Source organism: Rhodococcus sp. NPDC004095, assembly GCF_053604015.1.
The window spans coordinates 493,076-518,125 of the sequence record NZ_JBSGGS010000004.1 but is presented as its reverse complement, the minus strand read 5'-3'; the positions used below and the strand labels follow the sequence as shown (position 1 = coordinate 518,125).

General features: G+C 69.2%; 27 protein-coding genes. 15 read left to right on the top strand and 12 right to left on the bottom strand.

Going from position 1 to position 25,050, the window contains the following annotated elements; all coding sequences use genetic code 11:
• Positions 1-11: 11 nt before the first annotated feature.
• The 3 genes from ACWEPG_RS10650 to ACWEPG_RS10640 form a co-directional block, all read right to left on the bottom strand.
• Positions 12-926 (bottom strand): MBL fold metallo-hydrolase, encoded by a 915-nt coding sequence (locus ACWEPG_RS10650; protein ID WP_452594356.1) that lies wholly within the window; start codon positions 924-926, stop codon positions 12-14.
• An 85-nt stretch (positions 927-1,011) separates the two neighbouring features.
• Positions 1,012-2,268, bottom strand: coding sequence for a formamidase (gene fmdA, locus ACWEPG_RS10645; RefSeq protein WP_450117036.1), 1,257 nt, complete (start codon positions 2,266-2,268; stop codon positions 1,012-1,014).
• Between the two features lie 41 nt (positions 2,269-2,309).
• Positions 2,310-2,627 carry an FmdB family zinc ribbon protein gene (locus ACWEPG_RS10640; RefSeq protein ID WP_450117037.1) on the bottom strand — a complete coding sequence of 106 codons (318 nt, stop codon included), beginning with the start codon at positions 2,625-2,627 and terminating at the stop codon, positions 2,310-2,312.
• A 501-nt stretch (positions 2,628-3,128) separates the two neighbouring features.
• Between ACWEPG_RS10640 and aceA the strand changes: the two genes are divergently transcribed.
• From aceA to metE, 3 genes are all read left to right on the top strand, one after another.
• Positions 3,129-4,418: an isocitrate lyase gene (gene aceA, locus ACWEPG_RS10635; protein ID WP_450117038.1), complete on the top strand. Its 1,290-nt coding sequence runs from the start codon at positions 3,129-3,131 to the stop codon at positions 4,416-4,418.
• Positions 4,419-4,620: 202 nt separating this feature from the next.
• Positions 4,621-5,517 carry a 3-hydroxybutyryl-CoA dehydrogenase gene (locus ACWEPG_RS10630; protein WP_450117039.1) on the top strand — a complete coding sequence of 299 codons (897 nt, stop codon included), beginning with the start codon at positions 4,621-4,623 and terminating at the stop codon, positions 5,515-5,517.
• Between the two features lie 111 nt (positions 5,518-5,628).
• On the top strand, positions 5,629-7,914 hold the full coding sequence (metE, locus tag ACWEPG_RS10625) for a 5-methyltetrahydropteroyltriglutamate--homocysteine S-methyltransferase (protein WP_452594355.1): 2,286 nt from the start codon (positions 5,629-5,631) through the stop codon (positions 7,912-7,914).
• Between the two features lie 150 nt (positions 7,915-8,064).
• On the opposite strand, the gene ACWEPG_RS10620 is transcribed toward metE, so the two are convergent.
• Positions 8,065-9,543 carry an endoglycoceramidase I gene (locus ACWEPG_RS10620; protein WP_450117041.1) on the bottom strand — a complete coding sequence of 493 codons (1,479 nt, stop codon included), beginning with the start codon at positions 9,541-9,543 and terminating at the stop codon, positions 8,065-8,067.
• 159 nt (positions 9,544-9,702) lie between these two features.
• On the opposite strand from ACWEPG_RS10620, the gene ACWEPG_RS10615 reads away from it, so the two are divergent.
• The 4 genes from ACWEPG_RS10615 to ACWEPG_RS10600 all read left to right on the top strand — a co-directional run bounded on the left by ACWEPG_RS10615 (position 9,703) and on the right by ACWEPG_RS10600 (position 12,083).
• Positions 9,703-10,743: an NAD(P)-dependent alcohol dehydrogenase gene (locus ACWEPG_RS10615; protein WP_450117042.1), complete on the top strand. Its 1,041-nt coding sequence runs from the start codon at positions 9,703-9,705 to the stop codon at positions 10,741-10,743.
• A 125-nt stretch (positions 10,744-10,868) separates the two neighbouring features.
• On the top strand, positions 10,869-11,435 hold the full coding sequence (locus ACWEPG_RS10610; RefSeq protein ID WP_450117043.1) for a type 1 glutamine amidotransferase domain-containing protein: 567 nt from the start codon (positions 10,869-10,871) through the stop codon (positions 11,433-11,435).
• Between the two features lie 98 nt (positions 11,436-11,533).
• Entirely contained in the window at positions 11,534-11,788 is a 255-nt protein-coding gene (locus ACWEPG_RS10605; protein ID WP_450117044.1) for a hypothetical protein, read from the top strand.
• Positions 11,789-11,861: 73 nt separating this feature from the next.
• On the top strand, positions 11,862-12,083 hold the full coding sequence (locus tag ACWEPG_RS10600) for a hypothetical protein (RefSeq protein ID WP_450117045.1): 222 nt from the start codon (positions 11,862-11,864) through the stop codon (positions 12,081-12,083).
• A 16-nt stretch (positions 12,084-12,099) separates the two neighbouring features.
• Here the strand turns inward: ACWEPG_RS10600 and ACWEPG_RS10595 are convergent, their stop codons facing one another.
• Positions 12,100-12,957 (bottom strand): polyphosphate kinase 2 family protein, encoded by an 858-nt coding sequence (locus tag ACWEPG_RS10595; RefSeq protein ID WP_450135770.1) that lies wholly within the window; start codon positions 12,955-12,957, stop codon positions 12,100-12,102.
• A 40-nt stretch (positions 12,958-12,997) separates the two neighbouring features.
• Complete coding sequence (locus ACWEPG_RS10590) at positions 12,998-13,741, bottom strand: TetR/AcrR family transcriptional regulator (protein WP_450117047.1); 744 nt, start codon at positions 13,739-13,741, stop codon at positions 12,998-13,000.
• A 113-nt stretch (positions 13,742-13,854) separates the two neighbouring features.
• Here ACWEPG_RS10590 and ACWEPG_RS10585 point away from each other — a divergent pair, with 113 nt between their 5' ends.
• The 6 genes from ACWEPG_RS10585 to ACWEPG_RS10560 all read left to right on the top strand — a co-directional run bounded on the left by ACWEPG_RS10585 (position 13,855) and on the right by ACWEPG_RS10560 (position 18,985).
• Positions 13,855-15,117 (top strand): DUF445 domain-containing protein, encoded by a 1,263-nt coding sequence (locus tag ACWEPG_RS10585; protein ID WP_450117050.1) that lies wholly within the window; start codon positions 13,855-13,857, stop codon positions 15,115-15,117.
• Positions 15,118-15,203: 86 nt separating this feature from the next.
• Positions 15,204-15,641, top strand: coding sequence for a helix-turn-helix domain-containing protein (locus ACWEPG_RS10580; protein ID WP_450117048.1), 438 nt, complete (start codon positions 15,204-15,206; stop codon positions 15,639-15,641).
• Positions 15,634-16,473, top strand: coding sequence for a heparin-binding hemagglutinin (locus ACWEPG_RS10575; RefSeq protein WP_450117049.1), 840 nt, complete (start codon positions 15,634-15,636; stop codon positions 16,471-16,473). Before ACWEPG_RS10580 ends, ACWEPG_RS10575 begins: the two co-directional genes overlap by 8 nt.
• 74 nt (positions 16,474-16,547) lie before the next feature.
• Positions 16,548-16,841 (top strand): DUF2516 family protein, encoded by a 294-nt coding sequence (locus tag ACWEPG_RS10570; RefSeq protein ID WP_450116601.1) that lies wholly within the window; start codon positions 16,548-16,550, stop codon positions 16,839-16,841.
• Between the two features lie 144 nt (positions 16,842-16,985).
• Positions 16,986-17,903: an AurF N-oxygenase family protein gene (locus ACWEPG_RS10565; RefSeq protein ID WP_450116602.1), complete on the top strand. Its 918-nt coding sequence runs from the start codon at positions 16,986-16,988 to the stop codon at positions 17,901-17,903.
• 62 nt (positions 17,904-17,965) lie between these two features.
• Positions 17,966-18,985: an alpha/beta fold hydrolase gene (locus tag ACWEPG_RS10560; RefSeq protein WP_452594354.1), complete on the top strand. Its 1,020-nt coding sequence runs from the start codon at positions 17,966-17,968 to the stop codon at positions 18,983-18,985.
• Between the two features lie 42 nt (positions 18,986-19,027).
• Here ACWEPG_RS10560 and purU read toward each other — a convergent pair whose 3' ends face one another.
• The 3 genes from purU to ACWEPG_RS10545 form a co-directional block, all read right to left on the bottom strand.
• Positions 19,028-19,915 carry a formyltetrahydrofolate deformylase gene (gene purU, locus ACWEPG_RS10555; protein WP_450116604.1) on the bottom strand — a complete coding sequence of 296 codons (888 nt, stop codon included), beginning with the start codon at positions 19,913-19,915 and terminating at the stop codon, positions 19,028-19,030.
• A gap of 67 nt (positions 19,916-19,982) precedes the next feature.
• On the bottom strand, positions 19,983-20,801 hold the full coding sequence (locus tag ACWEPG_RS10550; RefSeq protein WP_450116605.1) for a class I SAM-dependent methyltransferase: 819 nt from the start codon (positions 20,799-20,801) through the stop codon (positions 19,983-19,985).
• A gap of 69 nt (positions 20,802-20,870) precedes the next feature.
• A complete protein-coding gene (locus tag ACWEPG_RS10545) occupies positions 20,871-21,395 on the bottom strand; it encodes a GNAT family N-acetyltransferase (protein ID WP_450116606.1) in 525 nt (174 codons plus the stop codon).
• 99 nt (positions 21,396-21,494) lie between these two features.
• On the opposite strand from ACWEPG_RS10545, the gene deoC reads away from it, so the two are divergent.
• On the top strand, positions 21,495-22,175 hold the full coding sequence (deoC, locus tag ACWEPG_RS10540; RefSeq protein ID WP_450116607.1) for a deoxyribose-phosphate aldolase: 681 nt from the start codon (positions 21,495-21,497) through the stop codon (positions 22,173-22,175).
• A 53-nt stretch (positions 22,176-22,228) separates the two neighbouring features.
• On the opposite strand, the gene ACWEPG_RS10535 is transcribed toward deoC, so the two are convergent.
• Entirely contained in the window at positions 22,229-22,999 is a 771-nt protein-coding gene (locus ACWEPG_RS10535) for an LmeA family phospholipid-binding protein (RefSeq protein ID WP_450116608.1), read from the bottom strand.
• 123 nt (positions 23,000-23,122) lie between these two features.
• Between ACWEPG_RS10535 and ACWEPG_RS10530 the strand changes: the two genes are divergently transcribed.
• Positions 23,123-23,716, top strand: a complete 594-nt coding sequence (locus tag ACWEPG_RS10530) for a type IV toxin-antitoxin system AbiEi family antitoxin domain-containing protein (RefSeq protein WP_450116609.1) — start codon at positions 23,123-23,125, stop codon at positions 23,714-23,716.
• An 18-nt stretch (positions 23,717-23,734) separates the two neighbouring features.
• On the opposite strand, the gene ACWEPG_RS10525 is transcribed toward ACWEPG_RS10530, so the two are convergent.
• Positions 23,735-24,520 (bottom strand): class I SAM-dependent methyltransferase, encoded by a 786-nt coding sequence (locus tag ACWEPG_RS10525; protein ID WP_450116610.1) that lies wholly within the window; start codon positions 24,518-24,520, stop codon positions 23,735-23,737.
• A 9-nt stretch (positions 24,521-24,529) separates the two neighbouring features.
• Positions 24,530-25,030 (bottom strand): DUF2505 domain-containing protein, encoded by a 501-nt coding sequence (locus ACWEPG_RS10520; protein ID WP_450116611.1) that lies wholly within the window; start codon positions 25,028-25,030, stop codon positions 24,530-24,532.
• Positions 25,031-25,050: the final 20 nt, after the last annotated feature.

Below are 25,050 nucleotides of genomic sequence, written 5' to 3'. Positions count from 1 at the left end.
ATGGGACGGCGTCAGGCCCAGGGATTCTCGCGCGCGAAGACGGTCGGGAAGCTCAGTGCGACGCCGTCCGCCTCGGCGAGCCGGGTCAGGACCGTCATCGTGCGGTCCAGGTCGTCGCCTGCGTAGGGGAGCGCGCGCAGAGGTTCGTCGAGGGGGCGGAAGAAGTCGTCCCAGTGGATCAGCACGGCGCGGCGGGCACCGACGGTCCGGACGGTCTCGTGCCAGTACGTCTCGATGTAGTCCGCGGCCTGCAGGCCGAGTTGCCCGACCCCGAGGTAGGCCACCTCGGCCTCGCGACCGGCGAGGGCGCCGGGGACGTGTCCCGCACTGCCCTGGATCAGGGCAGTGCGGCCGGACGCGATGTGGCGCAGAACGATCGACCAGGCGTCTCCGCAACGGAAGGCCGACGCGCGCACCGGGGTCCGCACCGGGGCGGTGATCGCGCCGGGGAACCGGTCCGGCGGGCAGTGGTGCGACGGCACGAAGGTGGCCTCGAAACCGCCCAGCGTCAGCGGCTCCGACGCGGTCACGACCACGACCCGGTCGTCGGGGAGACCGTGCCCGCGACCGAGCTGCGCCGCCGAAGCGCCGCCGACCAGCGTTGCGCCGGTCCGTTCCGCGACCGTGGCGGAGTCCAGCGCGTGGTCGAAGTGGGTGTGCACCGGGAGCACCGCATCGAGATCGGTGATCCCGGTTCGGTCCAGGACCGAGGAGATCCGCGTCCGGTCGGGCGCGATCCGGCCCAGCCCCACCCGAGCCAGCGACGGCCGGCTGAAATACCCGTCCGTGAGGACCGCGGACGAGCCGTCGTCGATCAGCAGGCTGGAGACACCGAGGAAGGTGACGGCGAGACCGTCCTCGGCGGGAGGCACGTCGAACCGGTCGAGGTACGCATGGATGTCGGGGCGTCCGAGGCGCAGTCGCATGCCATCGGACGGTACGGCCTCGCCGCGGCGCCGTCAGCGATTCATCGACCAGACCGCGGTCACCGGTTCATCGACCACACCGCGGTCACCGGTTCGACGACCTCGGCGCTCCGATCCCCGGGTCGATCCGCATCGGGCCCGCCGCCGACGGCGCCACCGGAAAGTCGAAGATCGCCGTCGGCAGGTACACCGTCGAGCACGAGTTCGGGATGTCGACGACGCCGGACAGCCGGCCCTCGATCGGGGCGGCACCGAGCAGCAGGTAAGCCTGTTCGGGGCTGTAGCCGAACTTGGTGAGGTAGTCGATCGCGTGCAGACACGCCCGCTGGTACGACAGGTGCGAGTCCAGATAGCGCTGCTCGCCGTCGAGGGTCACCGACGTGCCGGAGAAGGCCAGCCACTCCGAGTACTGCGGGTCGGTGTTGCCGGGCATGAAGATCGCGTTCTCGGAGACACCGTAGGTGTCCATGCCACCCTTGATCAGGTCGACGCGCAGGTCGATGAAGCCGCCCATCTCGATGGCGCCGCAGAAGGTGATCTCGCCGTCACCCTGGGAGAAGTGCAGGTCCCCGACCGACAGGTTCGCGCCGTCGACGAAGACCGGATAGAAGACGCGGCTGCCCTTGGTGAGGTTCTTGATGTCCTGGTTGCCGCCGTTCTCCCGCGGCGGGGCGGTGCGTGCGGCCTCGCCGGCGACGCGGTCGTGCTCGTCCGCCGGGAGCGATCCCAGCACCGCGTCGCGGGGCTCCGGCGGAAGGGCTAGCGGCGGAACACGATCGGGATCGGTGGCGATGAGGGCACCCTCGCGGGCGTTCCACTTCGCGAGCAGTGCCGCGGACGGCGCGGTGCCCATCAATCCGGGGTGGACGATGCCGGTGAAGGACACGTGCGGCACGTGCCGCGACGTTGCGGTCTGCCCGGAGAAGTCCCAGATCGCCTTGTAGGCGTCGGGGAACTGCTCGGTGAGGAAGCCGCCGCCGTTGCCGCGCGCGAAGATTCCGGTGTATCCCCAGCCCTGGCCTGCGAGCGGACCCGAGTCCTCCTGCGGGATCGGGCCGATGTCGAGGATGTCGACGATCAGCAGGTCGCCGGGCTTGGCGCCCTCGACCGCGAACGGGCCCGACAGTGTGTGCACGGTGGTCAGCGGGGCATTCAGGATGTCCTCGGCCGAGTCGTCGTTGTGGATCGCGCCGTCGAACCACTCCCGGCAGTGCACGCGGAACGAGTCCCCGGGCTTGACGGTGACCGCCGCCGGGATCTCCGGATGCCAGCGGTTGTGGCCGACGAGCGCCTGGTCGGTGAACTTCTTCGCGGAGTCGAGCGGGAACAGCAACTCGGGCATGGGTTCTCCTTATCCGGTGCGTGAACTGGACTGCCGAGGTTTCACGGGCGCGGCAGCCTCCGGTGCAGGGGGTGCGTGGAGGTCGGCGCCGCGGCACGGCGGCCCGGCGGGGTGGCGACGACGTCGGGTTCGTGCGCGGTACGCGCGGTGCGGTCGAGGAGTGCCATCTCGGTGGAGTTGAGGTGGCCCAGCCGGGGTGCGGACACCCGCCGAGGAGCGTCGGCGGCACACCGGTCGCAGGTGACGCGCAGGGGCACGGTCGCCATGGCATGTGTCTGCTCGAACGGCCCGCACTGCGGGCAACGGAACTCGTACAGCGGCACGGTCGACCCCTCTCGCGGACGCGCTGTGGCCCGCATGCGCGACGCACGGTGGGGCGTCGCCGCAGTCCGGTCACGCTCGGTTGCGGGTCACGGTAGCGGCGTTCGCCGAAGTCGGCAGCGCGAGCGCGGACTTCGTGCGAAGACGGTGCGACTTCGCCGGTTGCGAAGTCGGCGCGAGGGTGATTGCCCTCACAATCGGCGGCCGGTTCACGTGATCGGAGCTCGGAGCGGGTGTCCCGGGGTCGCCCGGCAGACGTGCCGTCGGTCACGACTCCGCCGCGCCCTCAGCCTGCAGATTTGCTACTTGACGGTAACTTCAGGCGCTGCGGATTCGCTTCCGGATTCGCCGTACGTGTTCGCAAAGTTAACAACGCGGTTTGAAAACCTAGCCAAGGTTGGCATTTGCAACAGGTAGACGGCAGTTTTTGGGTGTGTCACTCTCGATACGTACACAGGAAGGGCCTGGCAAGGATGCGAAGCCGTACGGACGTACTGGACGAGCAGCCCCCGAAGGGCCGTAGAGAGAGTGGAGTCTTGATGTCGACCACCGGCACCCCGAAGACCGCAGCCGAGATCCAGAAGGATTGGGACACCAACCCGCGCTGGAAGGGAATCACCCGCAACTACACCGCCGAGCAGGTTGTCAAGCTGCAGGGCACCGTCGTCGAGGAAGCCACCCTCGCCCGCCGCGGTTCGGAGATCCTGTGGGACCTCGTGAACAACGAGGACTACATCAACTCCCTCGGCGCCCTCACCGGCAACCAGGCCGTGCAGCAGGTGCGCGCCGGCCTGAAGGCCATCTACCTCTCCGGCTGGCAGGTCGCCGGTGACGCGAACCTCTCGGGCCACACCTACCCGGACCAGAGCCTCTACCCGGCCAACTCGGTGCCGCAGGTCGTGCGCCGCATCAACAACGCGCTGCTGCGCGCCGACGAGATCGCCAAGGTCGAGGGTGACACCTCGGTCGACAACTGGCTTGCCCCGATCGTCGCGGACGGCGAGGCCGGCTTCGGTGGCGCGCTCAACGTCTACGAGCTGCAGAAGGCCATGATCGCGGCCGGCGTCGCCGGCTCGCACTGGGAGGACCAGCTCGCGTCGGAGAAGAAGTGCGGCCACCTCGGTGGCAAGGTACTCATCCCGACCCAGCAGCACATCCGCACCCTGACCTCGGCTCGCCTCGCGGCCGACGTCGCCGACGTCCCGACGGTCGTCATCGCCCGCACCGACGCCGAGGCCGCCACGCTGCTGACCTCCGACGTCGACGAGCGTGACCGGGAGTTCCTGGACGGCACCCGCACAGCCGAGGGCTTCTACGGCGTCAAGAACGGCATCGAGCCCTGCATCGCCCGCGCCAAGGCCTACGCCCCGTACTCCGACCTCATCTGGATGGAGACCGGTGTCCCGGACCTCGAGGTCGCCAAGAAGTTCGCCGAGTCCGTCCGCAGCGAGTTCCCGGACCAGCTGCTGGCGTACAACTGCTCCCCGTCCTTCAACTGGAAGGCGCACCTGGACGACGCGACCATCGCGAAGTTCCAGAAGGAGCTCGGCGCGATGGGCTTCAAGTTCCAGTTCATCACCCTGGCCGGCTTCCACTCGCTCAACTACGGCATGTTCGACCTGGCGCACGGCTACGCCCGCGAGGGCATGACCGCCTTCGTCGACCTGCAGGAGCGCGAGTTCAAGGCCGCCGAGGAGCGTGGCTTCACCGCCATCAAGCACCAGCGTGAGGTCGGCGCCGGCTACTTCGACAGCATCGCCACCACGGTTGACCCGAACACCTCCACGGCTGCCCTCAAGGGCTCCACCGAGGAGGGCCAGTTCCACTAGGAACTGACCGGTTCCCTCTCTCGGGAACCTCCTGTGTCACCGCGACGGCGCTTCCCCGGCGCCATCGCAACGGTTGACCGACTCACCGTCCACCCCGCCGCGGGGCCCACAGCCCGGGCCCCGCGGCGGGGCTGGACATCCCCCGGACCACCGACAGTCTTCTGCATGACGATGACGATCCACCACACGATGAGGAGCTGACGTGACCAGCGAAAAGATTCAGCGCGTCGGCGTGATCGGCGCCGGACAGATGGGCGCCGGAATCGCCGAGGTGTGTGCCCGCGCACATGTCGACGTCCTGGTGTACGAGCAGACCCGCGAGCTCGCGGCCGCCGGACGCGCGCGCATTCTGCGCTCGCTCGACCGCGGTGTGAGCAGTGGGAAGATCACCGAGCGTGAGCGGGAGCAGGCCGCATGGCGGCTGCGCTTCACCTCCGATCTCGGTGACTTCGCCGACCGGCAGCTCGTCGTGGAGGCCGTCGTCGAGGACGAGAAGGTGAAGAGTGCGATCTTCACCGAGCTCGACGAGATCGTCACCGACCCGAACGCGGTTCTCGCCTCCAACACCTCCTCCATCCCGATCATGAAGCTCGGCATCACCACCAGCCGGCCCGAGCGCGTCATCGGCATGCACTTCTTCAACCCGGTCCCGGTGCTCCCGCTCGTCGAGCTGGTGACCACCCTCAAGACCAGCGCCGCGGTCACCGAGCGGGCCGAAGAGTTCGCGAGCGAGATCCTCGGCAAGCAGGTCGTGCGCTCTGCCGACCGCTCCGGCTTCGTCGTCAACGCACTGCTGGTGCCGTATCTGCTCTCCGCCATCCGCATGGTCGAGTCCGGATTCGCCACCAAGGAGGACATCGACAAGGCCACCGTCCTGGGCCTGGCGCATCCGATGGGACCGCTGGCGTTGACCGACCTGGTCGGTCTCGACACCGTCAAGTCGATCGCAGATTCGATGTACGAGGAGTTCAAGGAGCCCCTGTACTCGGCTCCTCCGCTGCTGCTGCGCATGGTCGAGGCCGGCCTGGTCGGCAAGAAGGTCGGCCGCGGCTTCTACGAATACGGCGAGAACGGGCGCGTCGCCAAGAAGGCCAGCTAGGCACACCGCAAGCCAGCAGTCAGCACCTTCGGCGCCCGTGCGTGATTCTCACCCCACCCGGGGTACACATCGCGCACGGGCGCGAATCGCATCACGGAAGGGTCGACACGAATGTCAAGCAGCGCAGCTACTTACGGTTCCAGCGTCCTGGGCTACCCCCGGATCGGCCCCCGGCGTGAACTCAAGCGCGCACTGGAGGCCTACTGGCACGGCCAGGGCACCCGGGCCGAGCTGGTCGCGGTCGGACGCGAACTCCAGGAGCAGACCTGGAGCGAACTGGCCGCCACCGGTCTGACACAGGTCCCCGGAAACACCTTCTCCTACTACGATCACGTCCTCGACAACGCCCTGCTGTTCGGTGCGGTCCCCGCCCGGTTCGCGCCACTGCAGGGCGAGCTCGACGAGCTGGACTTCTACTTCACCATGGCCCGCGGACGGCCCGACTTCCCGCCGCTGGAAATGGTGCGCTACATCGACAGCAACTACTACTACCGCCAGCCCGAGCTCGACGAGAAGACCGTCTTCTCGCTGCATGCCGAGGCGCTGATGGACGAGTTCGAGCGGGCCAAGGAGCGCGGCATCGAGCTGCGCCCGGTGGTGCTCGGCCCGGTGTCACTGCTCCTGCTGTCGAAGGTGGGACCCGGTGCCGCCGAGGGCTTCTCGACCCTCGAACTACTGGATTCCCTGCTGCCGCAGTACGAGGCGCTGTTCGAGCTGCTCGCGAAGGCCGGCGCGACGTGCATCCAGCTCGACGAGCCGATGTTCACCCAGGACCGCACCGCCACCGAACTGGCCGCGCTCGAGCGCGCGTACGCGACGCTCGGACATGCGCCGCTCCGGCCGCGGATCCTGGTCACCGGCCCGTACGGCAACCTCGGGGAGGCGCTGCCGATCCTCGCAGGCACCCAGATCGAGGCCATCGGCCTGGACCTGGTGTACGGCAGGATGTCCGCCGACGAGCTCGCGGCGATCCCCGGCCTCAAGCGCAAGCGCCTCTACGCGGGCGTGGTCAACGGCCGGAATGTCTGGCGCGCAGACAATTTCGTCACCCTGACCTACCTGTCGCAGCTCAAGGACGTCATCCCGGACCTGGTGGTCTCGACGTCCTGCTCGCTGATGCACGTGCCCTACGACGTGCTCGCCGAGTGGGACATCGACGGTGCGGTCGCGGACCGGTTGGCGTTCGCCAAGCAGAAGGTCGGCGAAGTGGTCTCGCTCGCGAAGGCGCTGACCGAGGGACCGTCCGAGCGGTGGCGCAAGAAGCCGACGTCGGTGCACTTCAAGCAGAAGCACGAGGTCCGGTCGCGGGTCAACGCCATCAGGCCCGAGCACCGGGTGCGTGCGCCGTACGAGGAGCGCCGGGCCGCGCAGCAGGCGCGGCTGAACCTGCCACTGGTGCCTGCCACCACGCTGGGCTCGTTCCCACAGACCGGCGAGGTCCGGAAGGTGCGGTACGACCTGGGCGAGGGGCGAGTCGAGTACCCGGACTACGTCAAGCGCATCCAGGAAGAGATCGAGCGCACCATCCGGTTGCAGGAGGACATCGGCCTCGACGTCCTCGTGCACGGTGAGCACGAGCGCAACGACATGATCCAGTACTTCGCCGAGCTGATGGACGGATTCGCCTTCACGCACAACGGCTGGGTGCAGGCATACGGGTCGCGGTGCGTGCGTCCGCCGATCCTGTACGGGGACGTCCGGCGCCGCGGGCCGATGACGGTGGAGTGGATCGGCTACGCGCAGTCGCTGACCGATCGGCCGGTCAAGGGCATGCTCACCGGCCCGGTGACGATGCTGGCCCGGTCGTTCGTCCGGCAGGATCAGCCGCTGCACGAGACCGCCGACCAGTTGGCGCTGGCGATCCGGGACGAGGTCGCCGACCTCGAGGCCGCGGGGATCGCGATCATCCAGGTCGACGAGCCCGCGATCCGCGAACTGCTGCCGCTGCGCGCCGGTGGTCGCGCCGAGTACCTGGGCTGGGCGGTCGATGCGTTCAAGCTGGCCACCGGTGGCGCGAAGCCGGAGACCCAGATCCACACGCACCTGACCTACACCAGCCGCGCCGAGGTGGTGGACGCGATCGAACGCATGGACTGCGACGTCACGGCGATCGTGGCCACCCGCTCGATCGGCTGGGTGCTCGACGCGATCAAGGAACGCAAGCTGACCCACGGTGTGGGACCCGGTGTGTACGAGTCCCGTTCGGCCCGCATCCCCGACATCGACGAACTCGACGAGTTGCTCACCGAGGCGGCCGAGTCGGTGGATCTGGACCGGCTGTGGGCGAATCCGGACGGCGGCCTCAAGACCCGCTACTACTGGCAGCTGGAGCCGTCGCTGCGGAACCTGGTCGCCGCCGCTCGCCGGTTGCGTCGCCGCGCCGCCGCGGAGGGCTGAGCCCGGCGAAAGTCGTGCGTTCCGTCCGCGGCCCGTGAGTGGTCGCGGCCGCGGAGGGAACGCGTCGAGGGGCCCGGACTTCACCGTCGTCCGGGATGAAAAGGCCCCGAACCGATTCCGGTTCGGGGCCTTTTCGTGTCTGCGTGCGGATCAGGAGCCGGCGCTGCCGCTGGAGGACCCGGTTGCGCCATCCGGTCCGCCCGGGAGGTTCGTGCCGTCGGATCCGGTGCCGTGGATCGAGACGGTCACCTGCGCGCCCGGATCGGCCTGGACCGTGACGACACGGGCGCCCGGTTCCGAGGTCACCCGGCCGCCGGCCACCTCGGCCACGTACCCGTCCGGGTAGTGCAGGTCCGAGACGTAGATCTCGGTCGGCTTCGCCGACACCCGCGCGGTGTAGGTGTAGCGGAAGTCGCCGCCGTCGGGGTTGAACGCCAGCGAGCCGGGCGTGCCCGCAGTGGCCCGGGGATAGGTGCGGACCAGTTGACGACCCACCTCGCCCAGGAATGGATCCGTGCCGCTGTCCGCGTCGAAGTGCCAGTACTGCCAGCCGATGAAGCGTTCGTCGGCGCGTTGGAGAGTGTTGCCCAGCACCGTCGGGTCACCGTCACCGAACTCGGTGACCACGGTCGGGATGCCGGCACGCTCGGTGATCGCGTCGATGTTGCGCCAGGTGTTGTCCTGCGTGACAGTGCACAGCGCCCTCAGGTCCTCGGGCAACCCGAGGTAGATCGCGAGCTGGCTGGGGATGCAGTAGTCGTGGGGCGCGAAGACGATGTTCGGGTCGGTGAGTGCCGGCGTCTTCGGAGGATTCGCGACGTTCGAGGGCATCAGTTGATTCCAGGTGACATTCGGTTCCCAGAACACCGGCAGCGTCGGGCTCACCACTCGGACAGCGTCGGTGAGCCGCTGCATCGCTGCCTGGTACGTCCGGTCGAAGTCCGGGCAGCCGTTCGGGAAGCACGTGAGGAAGGGCGATCCGGGCCACGGTTCGTTCATCAACTCGATGCCGAGGACGCCGGGCTTGCCGTCCACCTCCGCGGCGAGGGCGGCCAGAGCGGTGCCGAGGTGATCGAGCGCGCCGTGGGTGTTGTTCCACACCTCGTCCCACCCCCTGTTCATGCTCGGCATCAGGTTGTAGAGCGGGAAGCCGGGATTCGGCTCGTTGGCGCCGGGGCGCGCCTCGATGGCCCAGGCGGGAAAGCCGTTGCCGCCCCAGATCTTCGAGAGTCCGTCCTGATGGTTGTCGAGCAGGACCTGGATGCCGCGCGAGGTGAGGGTGTCGACGACGGTGGACAGCCGGTCGAGGTAGGCGGTGTCGATCTGCCCGCGTTCGGGCATCAGGGCCTCGAACGACGTCCCGAGCCGGACGGTGTTGAATCCGTGCCGGGCGAGCAGATCCGCGTCCGCGGGAGTGAGTACCTCGCCGGCCGAGAGGTACGGGGCCTTCTTGTCGACGGTGTTCACTCCGTGCAGCAGGACGGTGCGGTCGAACTCGTCGACGAAGTGTCGGCCGTCGACACGGACCGATCCCGCCGCTGTCGGGGTCTCGTCGGCGACGGCGACGGCGGGGACGGCCATCAGCGCCCCGACGGTCGCGACCATGGCCACCAGTGACTGCACGCGCATCGCGGAACTCCTCCGGATCGAGTGTGTTGGACAATTGTCCAAATTCACGCGATGTTAGCCAGATTCGCGCCCCGCCGTGTCTGGAACGCCGGAAACTGGCTGTCCGCGGGAGCCGCCCGCCGTTGCACAGGTTCGGGCGACGGGGATAGACATATGCGCATGCTCACTGTTTCCGCCTACGCCGCGACCGCCGCCGACTCCCCGCTCGAGAAGACCACCATCGAACGCCGCGACCTCGGCCCGCTCGACGTCCTGATCGAGATCAAGTACGCGGGCATCTGCCACTCCGACATTCACACCGCACGCAACGAGTGGGGCGGTACCCGATACCCGGTCGTCCCCGGACACGAGATCGCCGGCATCGTCACCGAGGTCGGCTCCGAGGTGACCCGGCACCAGGTCGGCGACCGCGTCGGCGTCGGCTGCTTCGTCGACTCCTGCGGCACCTGCGCGCCGTGCGCGGCGGGCGAGGAGCAGTACTGCGCCAACCGGGTCACCGCCACCTACAACTCCGTCGGCAGCGACGGGCAGGTCACCCAGGGTGGCTACTCGACTCACATCGTCGTCACCGAGCGGTTCGTGGTGTCGATCCCGGACGGGCTGGCCCTCGACGTCGCCGCGCCGCTGCTGTGCGCAGGCATCACCCTCTTCTCGCCGCTCCGGCACTGGAATGCCGGCCCCGGCAAGAAGGTCGCGATCGTGGGAATGGGCGGCCTCGGGCATGTCGGGGTCAAGATCGCGCACGCGATGGGTGCCGAGGTGACCGTGCTGAGCCAGTCGCTGTCCAAGCAGGAGGACGGGCTGGAGTTCGGCGCCGACCACTACCGGGCGACCGCGGATCCCGCGGTGTTCAAGGAATTGCGCAGCACGTTCGACCTCATTCTCAACACCGTCTCGGTCAACCTCGACCTCGACGCCTACCTCGGCATGCTCGCGCTCGACGGCACGCTCGTCCTGCTGGGGCTGCCGGAGAAGCCGATCTCGGTGCGCGCCTTCTCGCTCGCAGGCAACCGTCGCAGCCTGGCGGGCTCCAACGTCGGAGGGATCCGCGAGACGCAGGAGATGCTTGACTTCTGCGCCGAGCACGGCATCGCCGCCGAGATCGAGCTCATCACGGCCGACCGGATCAACGAGGCGTACGACCGCGTCCTGCGCAGCGACGTCCGTTACCGCTTCGTCATCGACGCCGCCACGTTCTAGCCGCCGCGGCGCCCGTGAGTCCCTGCCGCGCCCTCGCGGTCCGGGGGGCGCAGGCGGCGTGGCCCCATCGCCCGGAGAGGGCCATACTCGGTGACGTACGTCACAGTTGATGGAGGGTTGGGGCGATGGGAACGCAACTTCACGGGCACCGAGTGGCGGTCCTCGCCGCCGACGGGGTCGAGCAGGACGAGCTCGTCGAGCCGCGGCGGGCGGTCGAGGCGGTGGGCGGCCGGACCGAGCTGCTGTCGATCGCGCCGGGGGAGATCCAGGCGTACCGGGCCGACGTGATGCTCGGGGAGAGGTTCGCGGTGGACTTGCTGGTCGGTCGCGCCGACGTCGACGACTACGACGCGCTGATCCTGCCCGGCGGCACCCTCGGCCCGGACCGGTTGCGCACCGACGACCACGCGGTCGCGTTCGTGCGGCACTTCATGCACGTCGGCAAGCCGGTAGCCGCGATCGGGCACGGGCCGTGGATGCTGGTCGAATCCGGTTCCGTCGTCGGCCGGACACTCACCAGCTGGCCGAGCCTGCGGACCGACATCATCAACGCCGGCGGCACCCACGTGAACGAGAAGGTCGTCGTCGACCGGAATCTGGTGACCAGCCGCGGCCTGCTGGACCTGGGGTGCTTCTGTAACGCGCTGGTCGGCAAGTTCACCCAGCAGCCCGAGGCGATCGGCCGGTTCTGAACCCGGCGGGACCGATCCGATCGGGCACTGTCGCGTTCGGCGTGCCGGGCGTAGCGTCGATCACAACAGCCGATCCTCGTGACGAGGAGGAGTGAACGATGAAGTTGCATCTTTTCGCCGAATGGGTCGGCTACGCGCTCGGACTCATCGCCGTCATCAGCCTCGCGATGGCCGTCGTCGCGGCGGCATCGGGATTCACCGGGTGGGCGGTGGTCGCCGCCGTGGTCTTCATGGTTTCCATCGCGGCCGGGCTCGGCCTGGTTGGCGGCACCGTGCACCACGACCACAGGCAACGCCGCCACGCGCCGCGGTTCCCGTTGCCGGGCGGCACCGCGTGGCCGGTCAAGGAGTGACAGGCATTCAGGCGGACGTCCCCGGATTCACTGCTCGGATTCACCAGCTCTCCAACTGGGAAGGAATGGTCCGATGAGTCTGAACATCGTCGCGGGCTGGGTGGGGTTCGCCTGCGGGCTGCTGGCCATCGTCGGGATGGCCCTGTTCCTCGTCGCCGCCGGCAGCGGGCACACGGGGTGGGCCGCCGTCGCGGGCGCGCTGTTCCTGTCTGCGATCGTCACGGCGGTCGGCGTCGTCGGTGGGACGGTTCACCACGACCACAAGCTGGGACTGGACGTTCCGCACTTCCCCTGACATCCGTACCGGCGGGTCACGCCTCGGCCAGTCGCCGCTTCTCGGTCGCGACGTCGAAATCGGCGGGCGGCCAGTCGAGGTCGAGGCGCTCGAGCGCGTCGATCAGCAACTCGGTCACGGCGAGGCGGCTGTACCACTTTCGGTCGCAGGGCACGACGTGCCACGGTGCGTGATCGGTGGACGTGCGGTCCAGCATCGCCTGGTAGGCCTGCTGATACTGCGGCCAGTACCCGCGTTCGGTGACGTCGCCCGGGTTGTACTTCCAGTACTTGTCCGGCCGCTCCAGTCGCTCGGTCAGTCGTGCCTTCTGCTCGTCGAGCGAGACGAACATCGCGACCTTCACCAGCGTGGTGCCGGACTCGACGAGGTCCTGCTCGAACGTGTTGATCTCGTCGTACCGCGACTCCCATTCGTTCGGCGGCACCAGGTCGTGCACCCGGACGACGAGCACGTCCTCGTAGTGCGACCGGTCGAAGACACCGAGTTGTCCCTTGCGGGGCAGTGCCTTTCGGATTCGCCACAGGTAGTGGTGCCGCATCTCCTCCGGGGTTGGCACCCCGAACGAGGCGTGGTCGACGCCCTGCGGGTCGACGTGGCCGATCACGTGCCGGACGACCCCGCCCTTGCCCGCGGTGTCCATGCCCTGCAGGATCAGCAGCACCGACCGGTTCTCGTCGCCGGTGCGGGCGTTGGCGAACAGCTTTTCCTGTAGGTCGGACAGGACGGCGCCGCGTTCCTCGAGGAGTTTCTCGCCCAACGCCTTGTCGCCCTCGAATCCGGGGGTGCCGTTCGTGTCCAGTTCGTCGACCCGGGTGCGGTCGGTGACGCGCAGCGCCTCCACCGCGGATGTCCGCCAGCCCTCGCTCGTGCCCATGGCCGTGACTCTGCCACGTGCGAACCGCGGCCGTGGGGATCTACAACGCCTCGGGTGCGCCGGGGAGGAGGGGGTGCGGAGCGGACTTGAAGCGCGCGGGCGACCCGGCCACGGCGGCGATCCCGGTGACCCCGCCCCACGTCATCATGGCGAGGTAGTCGATCAGGTCCTCCGCGGTCATCGACCGGTTCGAGATCCACCAGTGGGTGGCCAGCTGGACAGCACCGACGATTCCGTACGCCCACGGCACCGCGCCGCCCGAATCCATCTCCATCTGCCGCAGCTTCAGGCCCAGCACCGCGGCGAGGGCCTCCGCGATCATCCGCTCCGACTCCGCGACGACGTCTCGGTTGGCCCCGGAGCTGTTGGCCATCACGTAGAGGTAGACCTCGGTGTCCTCGGCGACCGTTTCCACGTACGCGGTGATCGCGACCCGGACCAGTTCGTACTCGTCCATGTCGGCACCGATTGCCGCGTACATGCGCGGCGCGAGGACCGTCTCGACCCAGCGGGTCATGGTCGCGCTGGTGAGGTCGTTCTTGTCGTTGAAGTACCGATAGAGAACGGTCTTGGAGACCCCGATCTGCGAGGCGATCTCGTCCATCCCCACCTCGCGACCGCGGGCGCGGATCGCGGAGAGGGTGCCGTCCACCAACTCCTCGCGGCGCGCGATCTTGTGCTCGCGCCACCGGCGCTTGCGGCCGTCGGACTTCTCGGCCTTCGCGTCCGGTGCGGAGTCGGAAACCACGGGGGAGTCGAGGTCGGGCGCTGTCTTCTTCGACACTGGTGTTTGCCACATCCGTTCAGATCGATCTTCGGCTCAGTTTACGGCGGACGCACCGGGCGGAGCTGGTCCTCCCCGGTGACTCGCCGAATTTCGGCACAATTGGCGAGGTGATGCAGTTGCTGAGCGTCGACGACGCCGCCAAGCGGCGCGATCTTCGGCGGATGAAGGCGGTCGCGACGGGGTTCCTCCTGTTCGCCACCGTGGTGTACCTCTTCTGCCGCTGGCAGGAGACTCGGGGTGCGGGTGAATGGGTCGGCTACGTGCGGGCCGCTTCCGAGGCCGGCATGGTCGGCGCGCTCGCCGACTGGTTCGCCGTGACCGCACTGTTCCGGCATCCGCTGGGGCTGCCGATCCCGCACACCGCCATCATCAAGAAGAAGAAGGACCAGCTGGGGTCCAGTCTCGGCAGCTTCGTCGGGGACAACTTCCTCGCACCGGACGTGGTGTCGCAGAAGGTGCATGCCGCGCAGGTGCCGCTGCGCCTCGGGACCTGGCTGGCCGAGCCCGCCCACGCCGAACGGGTGGCGGCCGAGACCGCGACGCTGCTGCGCGGGTTCGTCGGTGTGCTCCGCGACGAGGACGTCCAGCAGATCATCGACAACACCATCGTGCGGCGCATCGCCGAACCGGCGTGGGGGCCGCCGATCGGCAAGGTGCTCGCCGAGCTGCTCGCCGAGAACCGGCAACTGCCACTACTGGACATGCTCGCCGAGCGCGCCCACCAGTGGGCGCTGGCCAGTCAGCCGACGATCGACCGGATCATCGACCGGGACAGCCCGTCGTGGTCGCCGAAGTTCGTCGACCTGATGCTTGGCGAGAAGATCCACAAGGAACTCGTCGAGTTCACCTGGAAGGTCCGGTCGAATCCGGACCACGAGGTCCGGCTGGCCGTCAACCGGTTCCTGATCGACTTTGCGCAGGATCTGCAGCACGATCCCGCGACCATGGCCAAGGCCGAGAAGGTCAAGGCCGAGCTGATGGGCCGCAAGGAGGTCACCGGCGCCGCCGAGGCGGCGTGGAAGGTGGCCAAGCGGATGATCCTCGAGTCCGCCGACGACCCGAACAGCGCGCTGCGGGCGAAGACCAGGGACACGGTGATCCGGCTGGGGGAGCGACTCCGGGACGAGCCGGAACTGCGTGGGAAGGTGGACGGCTGGCTCGACACCGCCGCGCGGTACGTCAGCGCGAACTACACCAAGGAGATCACCGCGATCATCACGGACACGGTCGCCCGGTGGGACGCCGAGGAGGCCAGCCGCAAGATCGAACTGCAGGTCGGCCGGGACCTGCAGTTCATCCGGATCAACGGCACGGTGGTCGGCGCCCTCGCGGGTCTGGCGATCTACGCGGTGTCGCAGCTGCTCTTCACGTGATCGTGAACACCTGCTAGCACGAGTGCTTGCAGGAGTTAGCACCCTCCCGTACCGTGGATGACGCACACAGGGACAGGGAGCGGAACATGACCGACGAAACCCGGTCGGCCGGCGACAGTGCCGGCGACGTCGCGGCCCGGGTGGTCAGCTCCGCGGCACAGGACATCGGCAGCTTCATCAGGTCGCAACGTGAAGCAGCGCAGGTCTCGCTGCGCCAGCTGTCGCAGTTGGCGGGAGTCAGCAATCCATATCTGAGCCAGATCGAGCGCGGGCTGCGCAAGCCGTCCGGTGAGGTCCTCGGCCAGATCGCGAAGGGCCTCCGGATGTCCGCGGAGGTGCTGTACATGCGGGCTGGACTACTCGAGCAACGCCCAGCCAGTCCGGTACGGGAGGCGCTGCTGTCCGACGTCTCCATCACGGAGCGTCAGAAGCAGGTGCTCCTCGAAATCTACGAGTCGTTCCGGCGTGAGAACACGCCGCGAACCGAATCCCAGCCCGATGAACAGGAGAACGAAGATGACTGATCTCAAGGGTCTCGACAATGTGATAACCCCGCTCTACGCCGCGGTCGGTGCCGGCGACGTCGTCGTCCAGGCGGTTGCCGACGTCGTCGCCCAGGTCCGCGAGCGGGCCGCCACCGCCGGCGACGACCTCACCGTAGACGCGGCGCGCGAGCGGTTCGACAAGTTCGCAGGCGATCTGACCGAGGGTGTCGAGTCGCTGCGTGAGCGGCTCGCCGGACTGCCCTCCGAGCTGCCAGAGGAGCTCGCCGAGCTGCGCGAGAAGTTCACCCCGGAGGAACTGCGCAAGGTTGCCGAGGCGTACCTGAAGGTGGCCTCGGACATCTACACGTCCCTCGCCGAGCGCGGTGAGGAGACGGTGGAGCGCCTGCGCAAGCAGCCCGCCGTCGAGGAGGGCCTCGAGCGTGCCGAGTCGGTGCTCGAGGACGCCGCTACGCTGACCGAGGAGGCGCTCGGGACCGTGGCCCGGCAGACACGGGCCGTCGGCGAGCAGGCCGCCAAGCTCGCGGGCCGTGCGGCCGAGCGGATCAGCGACGTCGCCGACGAGGTCTCCGACGCGGTCGCCGACGCCGGGGAGCAGGTTGCCAGCCGGTTCGTCGGTGCGGGTGAGAAGGCCGAGGCGACCACCGAGGCGGCTGCCGACAAGGTGGCGGCCGCAGGACCCAAGACGGCCGCGAAGCCTGCGCCCGCCAAGGCGCCCGCGAAGCCGACCGCCGCCAAGGCGAGCCCGGCGAAGGCGCCCGCGAAGAAGGCGCCCGCGAAGCCGACCGCCGCCAAGGCGAGCCCGGCGAAGGCGCCCGCCAAGAAGGCTGCCCCGAAGTCGACCGGCGCCTAGTCCTCGACCACACCCGAGCGGATCGACCCCCACGCAGCGCGCTGCGTGGGGGTCGGCGCCGATAGGATGGAACCGTGACCACGGCCTACAACCTGACCACGCTGATCATGATTGCGCTGCGACTGCTCGCGCTGGGCGCCGGCGCCTTTGCGCTGTTCCACGCCATACGCCAGCGCACCGACGCGTTCACCGCGGTGGACAAGCTCAGCAAGCCGATCTGGGTCGGCATCCTCGCGGTCGCGATGCTGGTGGTGTTCCTGTTCGGCGTGGTGTCGCTGTTCGGCCTGGTCGCGGTGGTCGCGATCTGCGTGTACCTGGTCGACGTGCGGCCGCGGGTGGACGAGATCCAGCGCGGTCCCCGCTGGTGAAAACTGCGTGAGAATTTAAGTCACAGATACCCGTTGACAACGGGTATCTCGGCGACGCATGGTTGTGGTGATCGTCGGTGTGCCTGGTGTACGCCGACTACCGGCACCTGAACCGACCGCAGGCACTCGATGAGGAGCGTCGCCATGTCGATCGTCCACGAACGCCCGTCCCGTACGGCCCGGGTGGGGAACCGCCAGGAGACCGCGTCCCGGCTGCTCGCGTCCGCGGCGCGCAAGTCCTACGACCCGCTCGTCGAGGTCGACTGGGAAGCGCCGGTTCCCGAGGACCTGTACGGCATGACCCCCGAGTGGTGCAGCCTGTACGGCACCGACCTGTGGGACTCGATGACCGAGCAGCAGAGGATCACGCTCACCAAGCACGAGGCCGCCAGCATCTCCGGCACCGGCATCTGGTTCGAGATGATCCTGATGCAGATGCTGCTCCGTGACGTCTACACGCACGACCCGGCGACGCCGCACTTCCAGTTCGCGCTCACGGAGATCGCCGACGAATGCCGGCACTCGACGATGTTCGCGAAGTCGGCGACCCGCTTCGGTATCCCGTCCTACCAACCGCGACCGTGGATCCGGCAGTCCGCCCGCCTGTTCAAGGCCACCGCGACCGGGTCGCTCGCCTACGGCGGCACCCTGTTCGCCGAGGAGATCCTCGACATGATGCAGCGTGACTTCATGAAGGACGAGCGCGTGCAGCCGATCACCCGGACGGTGAGCAGGATTCACGTCCTCGAGGAGGCTCGGCACATCAGGTTCGCGCGCGAGGAGGCCGTCCGCCGCGTCGCGAACGTCTCCCGATTCACCCGCGCCCGGATCCGCCTCGCGCTCGGCGTCACCGCCTACTTCGTGGTCACCAGCCTGGTGAACCCCAAGGTGTACGAGGCCGCCGGACTCGATCCGAAGCAGGCGCGGGCCGCGGCCAAGGCGAACACGCACTACCACGACAAGATCCGCACGGGCAGCGCGAAGACGATCGAGTTCCTCGACGGCATCGGGTTGATCGGCGGCCCGTCGACCGCGCTGCTCCGTCGCGCCCACATCATGTGAGTTCCGCGACCGGCGGTGTCGTAGAAGATTGTTCGGTCATTCCCAGTTCTGGAGGAGTATCCGTGTCGGTTCGGTCTGGCGCTACGGCGCGTCGGGTGTTGGTCGGAGCGGCCGCGGTGGCCGCGGTGGCGGGGGCCGGTGCCGTGGCCCGCTCGCGACGGGCCACCACGTCGCGTCCGCCCGGCGTGAACCCCGCGCTCGCCGACCCGATCCTGCATCCCGAGACGGTGCCGGTGGTCTCGGCGGACGGACACCCGATCCACGTGCTCGCATACGGGGACCCCGCCGCCCCGCCGATCGTGCTCGCGCACGGCTGGACCTGCTCGACCGAGTACTGGTACCCGCAGATCAACGCGCTCGCAGACGAGTACCGCGTCGTCGTCTACGACCAGCGTGGGCACGGTCGGACCGGGCGCGGCGCGAGTCCGCTCACTCCCGACCTGCTCGGCGACGACCTCGACGCCGTGCTGGCCGCGACCGTCCGGGACGGGCGCAAGGCCGTGGTGGTCGGGCACAGCATGGGCGGCATGTCGATCATGTCGTGGGCGTTGCGCTATCCGGAGCGGGTGGCCGAACTGGCGAGCGCGGTGATGCTGGCCAGTACCGGGGTCGATCGGTTGATCGCCGAGACGACCGTCCTCCCGCTGCCGAAGCGGGTGCCCGCGGTGCCGCTGCCGGTGGGTCGGGCGATCCTCGGGTCCACGGCCCCGTTGATCTCGACGCCGTTGACGCGCAGGGGAATTCAGTACGTCGCGATGGCGCCGGGATCCACCCGCCAGGAGGTCGACTTCTGTGCGCGCATCGTCCGGGACTGCGCCCCCGCCACCCGAGGCGGGTGGGGCCGGGCGCTGAGCACCCTCGACATCGGCGACGCCCTCGACCATCTCACGGTGCCGACGACCGTCCTGGTCGGCACCGCCGACCGTCTCACCCCGCAGGTCCATGCGGTCCGGATGAGCGAGCGCCTCGACGCCGACGACCACCTGGCGCGGCTGATCCGGCTGCCCGGCATCGGGCACATGTCCACCGTCGAGGCCGCGGACGTGGTCAACGCGGAGATCAGGCGGCTGCGCCGCCTGTGAGTGAAGGATCGAGTTCACTCACAGGCGCTCGGCGAGCCGCAGCTAGCTGAAGACGACGGTGCGGCGACCGTGGACGAGGACGCGGTCCTCGAGGTGCCAGCGCAGGCCGCGGGCGAGGACCAGCTTCTCGATGTCGCGGCCCTGCCGGACCATGTCGCGGACCTCGTCGGAGTGATCCACCCGGATCACGTCCTGCTCGATGATCGGTCCGGCGTCGAGGTCGGCGGTGACGTAGTGGCAGGTCGCGCCGATCAACTTCACGCCGCGCGCGAATGCCTGGTGGTACGGACGGGCGCCCACGAACGACGGCAGGAAGCTGTGGTGGATGTTGATCGCCCGGCCGGCCCAGTGCTCGCACAGCTCGGCGGGGAGCACCTGCATGAACCGCGCCAGCACGACGGCGTCGGGATCGTGGACGTCGACGAGCTTGCGCACCTGCTCGAACGCGGGCCCACGCTCGGCGGGCTCCTTCGGGAACGAGACGTAGTGGAAGTCGATGCCGTGCCTGCGGGTGACCTCCTCGAGGTCGGGATGGTTGCCGATCACTGCGGCGATGTCGGCGGGCAGCTCACCGCCTGCGGCCCGGCCGAGCAGGTCGTGCAGGCAGTGCCCCTCCTTGCTGACCAGCAGGACGATGCGCTTGCGCTGACCGGTGTCGTGCAGGGTCCACTCGGTGTCCGGGCCCAGTTCGGCGGCGACGCCCGCGAACTTCTCGCGCAGCTCGTCGAGGCCGAGCGCGATCGATGATGCACGCACGGCCTGACGGGTGAAGAACCAACCCGAGTCGGGGTCGGCGTGGTACGCGGCTTCGAGGATCGAACCCCCGACGTCGGCGAGGAACGTGGAGATGCGGGCGACGATTCCCGTCCGGTCGGGGGTGCCGAGGGTGAGCACGTAACGGCGGTCGTCGGTTTCGGAGGGCCTACTCATGCGGACAAGTCTCGCAGGTGCCCGAGCGGCCCGAACCGCAACCGGGCGAAGTGTCCACCCGTCGGGCTCATCGCACCACGACCGCGGTCGCGACGAGGGTTCCGGCGTCGACGGTTTCGATGTCCCGCTCGGTCAGCAGCGACAGGAACTCGCGCCGCACGTCCTCGATGGTGTCGGCGTCCAGCGGCTGCAGCGTCGATCGCACCGCGCCGCCGAGGATCAGGTCCCACGAGAGTTCCGGCGTCGCGGGCAGCAGGTTCGACAGTTCGTTCACCTCGACGGAGGCCGCACCGAAGCCGGTCAGCCACGATCGCAACGCGTCGGGGGTGTCGAGTAACGACAGGGCGGCCGGTCGGCTCGGGCGCGCGCCGGGTACGTGGCGGGCGAGCGCGTCGAAGTAGGTGCCGAGGAACTGCTCGAGCGCGCCGCGCCGCCACACCGTCACTCCGACCTTGGAGACCGGGCGAAGGAGCCGGACCAGCCGGGCGACGGCCACGTTGGGGTGCGGCAGGAAGAACACCCCGTAGGAGCAGGCGAGGGCGTCGTATCCGCCGCGGGGGACGCTGCTCGGCGGCTCCCACGTCGTGGCGTCCGCGCGGACGAAGTCGATGTTGTGCAGGGCCCGGTCGGACGCGACGAGCCGGCCCTCCTCGAGGAGGTCGTCGGAGAGGTCGACTGCGTGCACGAGCCCGGTGGGCCCGACCGCCGCGGCGGCGGGCAACGCGGACGCCCCGGCCCCGCAGCACACGTCGAGGACCGCCTCGCCCGGACGCAGCCGCAACTGGAAGGCCAACGCGGCGCCCGCCGGCCCCCACACGGTCGGTGTCAGCCTGGTGAACTCGCGCGCGCCCGCGTCGAACACGGCGGCGATCTCCTCGGCGCCCATGCCAGCCACGGTAGTCCCTGTGGCGCGTGCACAGAACCGGAGTGCGCGGAACGTTTCGCGCAGAACCCGTCAGAGGTCGTAGAACGGCTGCGGATAACGGAATTCGCCCGCGTACTCGGGCGACCACGCGTCGAGGGGACGCACCTGGAAGTGGCTCACCCACTCCGGGACTCCGGGGTCGACCGACAGCGACGCCGCGGGCACGAAGCCGAAGCGGGGGTAGTAGTCGAGGTGCCCGAGCAGTGCGACGAGGGGCTCGCCGAGCGCGTCCGCGGCGCCGAGGCTCGCGTGCATCAGCGCGGACCCGACGCCGGAGTGCTGCACGTCGGCGCGGACTCCGATCGGGCCGAGCGCGAGGGCCGGGCGCCCGGACACCGTGCCCCGGGTCAGGCACACGTGCCCGACCACTCTGCCCGCCGCGTCCTCGGCCACCAACGAAAGGGCGGGCAGCCACGCGTCCGACGCCCGCAGCGCAGCGACCAGGGCGACCTCTGCGGGTTCGTCTGCGCCCGGCGGGGTCTCGTGTGCGAACGCGGAGCGGTGGACGGCGGCGATGGCGTCGATGTCGGTGGTGCGTTCGCGGCGGATCAGCATGACCGCCAGTGTCGATGCGCCCAGGTGTCGGCTGCAACCGGATATCGGCGAACGTCCGCCCGCGGCGATCTGCCCGCAGGGTTGTGCGAAGCTCGTCCCATGTCCGAGAACCCCACCCGTGCCGGAGACCTCACGCGAGCGAGCGTCGCCGCGATGGTCGACCACACCCTGCTCAAGCCGGAGGCGACCGCCTCGGATGTCGCCGCGCTGGTGGCCGAGGCCCACGAGCTCGGGGTGTACTCGGTCTGTGTCTCGCCGTCGATGCTGCCGCTGCGCGCGGGCGGGCTGAAGGTCGCGGTGGTCGCGGGATTTCCGTCCGGCAAGCACCACTCGCTGATCAAGGGCTCCGAGGCACGGCTGGCGGTCCAGCAGGGTGCCGACGAGGTGGACATGGTCATCGACGTCGGCGCCGCCGTCGCCGGCGACTACAACGCGGTCCTCGCCGACATCCTCACCGTCCGCGAGGGCATCGCGGACGGGGCGGTGCTCAAGGTGATCCTCGAGACCGCGGCCCTGTCCGACGACGCGATCGTGGAGTGCTGCCTGGCCGCCGAGCGGGCCGGCGCGAACTTCGTCAAAACGTCCACCGGCTTCCACCCGGCCGGCGGCGCCACCGTCGACGCGGTGCGGTTGATGGCGCGGACCGTCGGCGGCCGCCTCGGTGTCAAGGCCAGCGGCGGTATCCGGACCGCGGACGCCGCGCGCGCGATGATCGAGGCCGGTGCCACCCGGCTCGGGCTGTCGGGAACCCGCGCTGTGCTCGACGGGTTCCCCGACTGACCCACATCGGGACAGAGCGGCCGCCCGTCACGTCGGGACAGAGCAGCTGTCCGTCACATCAGGACAGAGCAGCTGTCCGGGGCCTGGGCGCCGGGCTGCGGGGCCGGCATCGTGTACGCGCCACCGGCCAGCGACAGCTGCAGACCGCTGTCGGTGACGGTGATCGACTGCGCGGTCATGCCGAGCGGGAAGGTCTGAAGGCTGCTGGTGAGGATGTTCACCACGCCGCTGACCAGGTCGGTCGGCAGGCCGAGGCCGAAGATCTCGGCGCCGATGGTCTCCACCCGTACGACGCCGTCGGACACCGTCGGCTTGACGGTGAGCTCCGCGAGGTTGCCCAGGACCTGGAACTGCAGTGTGCCCGCCGACTGATCCGAGGTGACACCGGTGACCAGGGTGCCGAAGGCCTCGCCCTGGATGGTCGCGGCGATACCGGCGGTGGACCAGTCGACATCCGCGGTCGAGCTGCCGATGGTGCCGCCGGACGTGTCGCTGGTGGTCAGGTCGACGTCGTTGACGCGGGCGACCACGTGCATGTCCTTCGCCGGGCCGAAGCTCGAGTCGTCACTGGTGATCGTGATGTACGGGACCTTCTTGTCGACGGCCTGCAGCAGCACCGGCTTGGCGCTGAGCCCGACGTCGACCTGGGAGCCGAGCTGGCTCTGGAACTGGTCCGCCATGCACTGTTTGACGTTGTGCCGGACATACAGTTCCCCGCCGATCAGGACGGCGACGAGGGCGACGATCACGACGAGGGAGATCGTGAGCACCCGGTTGCGCTTGGGTCGCGTGCTCGCGGCGGGGGCGTGCGTGGTGGAGGCCATTGCACGGATTCTTCCGTAGATTCCTGTGTCGGTTCTGAGAACCGGCCCGGCGAAATTGTGTGGAATCCGCCACGCCAGGTTTGAATGTGACGTGAGACACATTTGCGCCGTACGCTGGCGTGCATGGACGAGACCCCGGTACAGGACGAACGTGGCAGCGCCCTGCGTGCGCGGGCGGCAGTGCAGGACGGGTACTTCACCCCGGCGCAGGCGCGGGCCTGCGGGTTTTCGGCCCACGACATGGCCGACGCCGTCGTCTCCGGGCGGTGGACCCAGCCCGATCCCGGCGTGTTCCGGCTGAACCCGTGGCGGTCGGGTGATCTGGACGAGGTGGCGCGCTGCTGCGTCCGGCTGGACGGGGCGGTGGTCTCCCATCAGAGCGCCGCCGAACTGCACGGTCTCGGTCACCTGCATCCGAGCTTCCTGCACGTGACCGCGTCGGATGACGGGCACTTGCGGCTCGACCGGGTGGCGGTGCACCACAACGACCTCGCCGCGGGCGACACCGAACACACCGGCGCGTTCCGGATCACGACACCACTGCGGACGGTGCTCGATCTCGCGGGCGGCGGGGTCTCGCAGTGGGTGCTCGACGAGGTGGTCTGCGACGCGCTCGCGATCGGTCGCCTCGACCGCGGCGAGCTGGAGGCCGGGGCGGACACGGGTAACTCGCGGGTGCGTCAGCGGGTGCGGCGGGCGCTGTCGACGTGGGCGTGAGCGGTTCGCTGTGAGCCGTCACGAACCGGACGGCGCGACCGCCGACCACGGCACGGTCAGCAGGTTGTCACGCAGTCGCCGTCGGGGAACCTCCGCCGGAACACCCTGTGCGCGAAGCATTTCCAGGGTGGCCCGCCAGCGGACGCGAGGGCCGAACGGGGCGTGTGGGGCGGCGGCCGCCCACGCGTGATCCGCCGCTCGCAGCAGGTCGTGGATCCCCTCGCCGGCCACGTTGCGGTGGATCAACGCCTTCGGCAGACGCTCGGCGACGTCACCCGGCCTGGCCACGTCGAACGGGTCCCACGCGAGCGTCAGGGACAGCGGGCCGCGCTCGTCGAGCAGGACCCAGGCGCAGCGGCGGCCGAGTTCGTCGCACGTACCGTCGACGAGCAGCCCGCCGGGGGCGAGTGACGACCGGATCTTCGCCCAGGCGCCGGACACCGCGTCCTCCGGGTACTGGCGCAGCACGTTGAACGCGCGCACCAGCACCGGGCGCAGGCCTGCGAGCTCGAATCCGCCGCGCGCGAAGCTGACGCCGTCGCGGCCGGGAACCACCCGGGCCGGGTCGATCTCCAGCCCGACGACCCGAAGGTCCGGCCGGACCGTCCGTAGCCGGGACGCCAGTTCGAAGGTGGTGTCGGGGCGGGCGCCGTACCCGAGGTCGACCACCAGCGGGTCGGGGGCGGCGCGGAGCAGGTCGGCGACCTGGGGGCGGTGCATCAGCCAGCGATCGCTGCGTCGTAGCCGGTTGATCCCGGTGGTGCCGCGGGTGATGACGCCGTCCGGTTTGGCGGCGTGGTTCATGTCGGACGCTTACTGCTCGGCGAGCCAGTCGGCGGTGACCTGGGCTTCGGTGCGCAGCAGGTCGACGAGGTTGACCAGCATCAACTGTTCGAGTTTGCCGCCGACGAACGGGATGAACACCTTCGCCTCCGAGGAGGTCCGCAGGGTGGACCCGGTGTCGGTGGAGAACAGCGACATCGTGCCGGTGAGGCTGCCCGGGCCGGCCGGGATTGACGCCTCGAAGGTGCCGGTGACCGGTTCGCCGAACGGGCTGTAGTGCTCCTTGCGGGTGATGATCATGTCCTTCTTCATCACCGTCTGCGCGATGTCGGGCAGGGAGTTGCGGGGAATGACGTGGTGGAACACCAGGTCGACACCGGCATCGGTGACCTCGAGGGACTGCACGTCGTTGTCCGAGAACTTCCGCAGTTCGATCATCCGCGCTTCCCAGTATTCCGGGTTGGTCAGCGCGGCGTACACCTGCTCGGTGGAGTGGGTGTAGCGGGCGGAGTAGTCGATGCGGCGAGCCATGACCGGCAAGGTTACCGGCT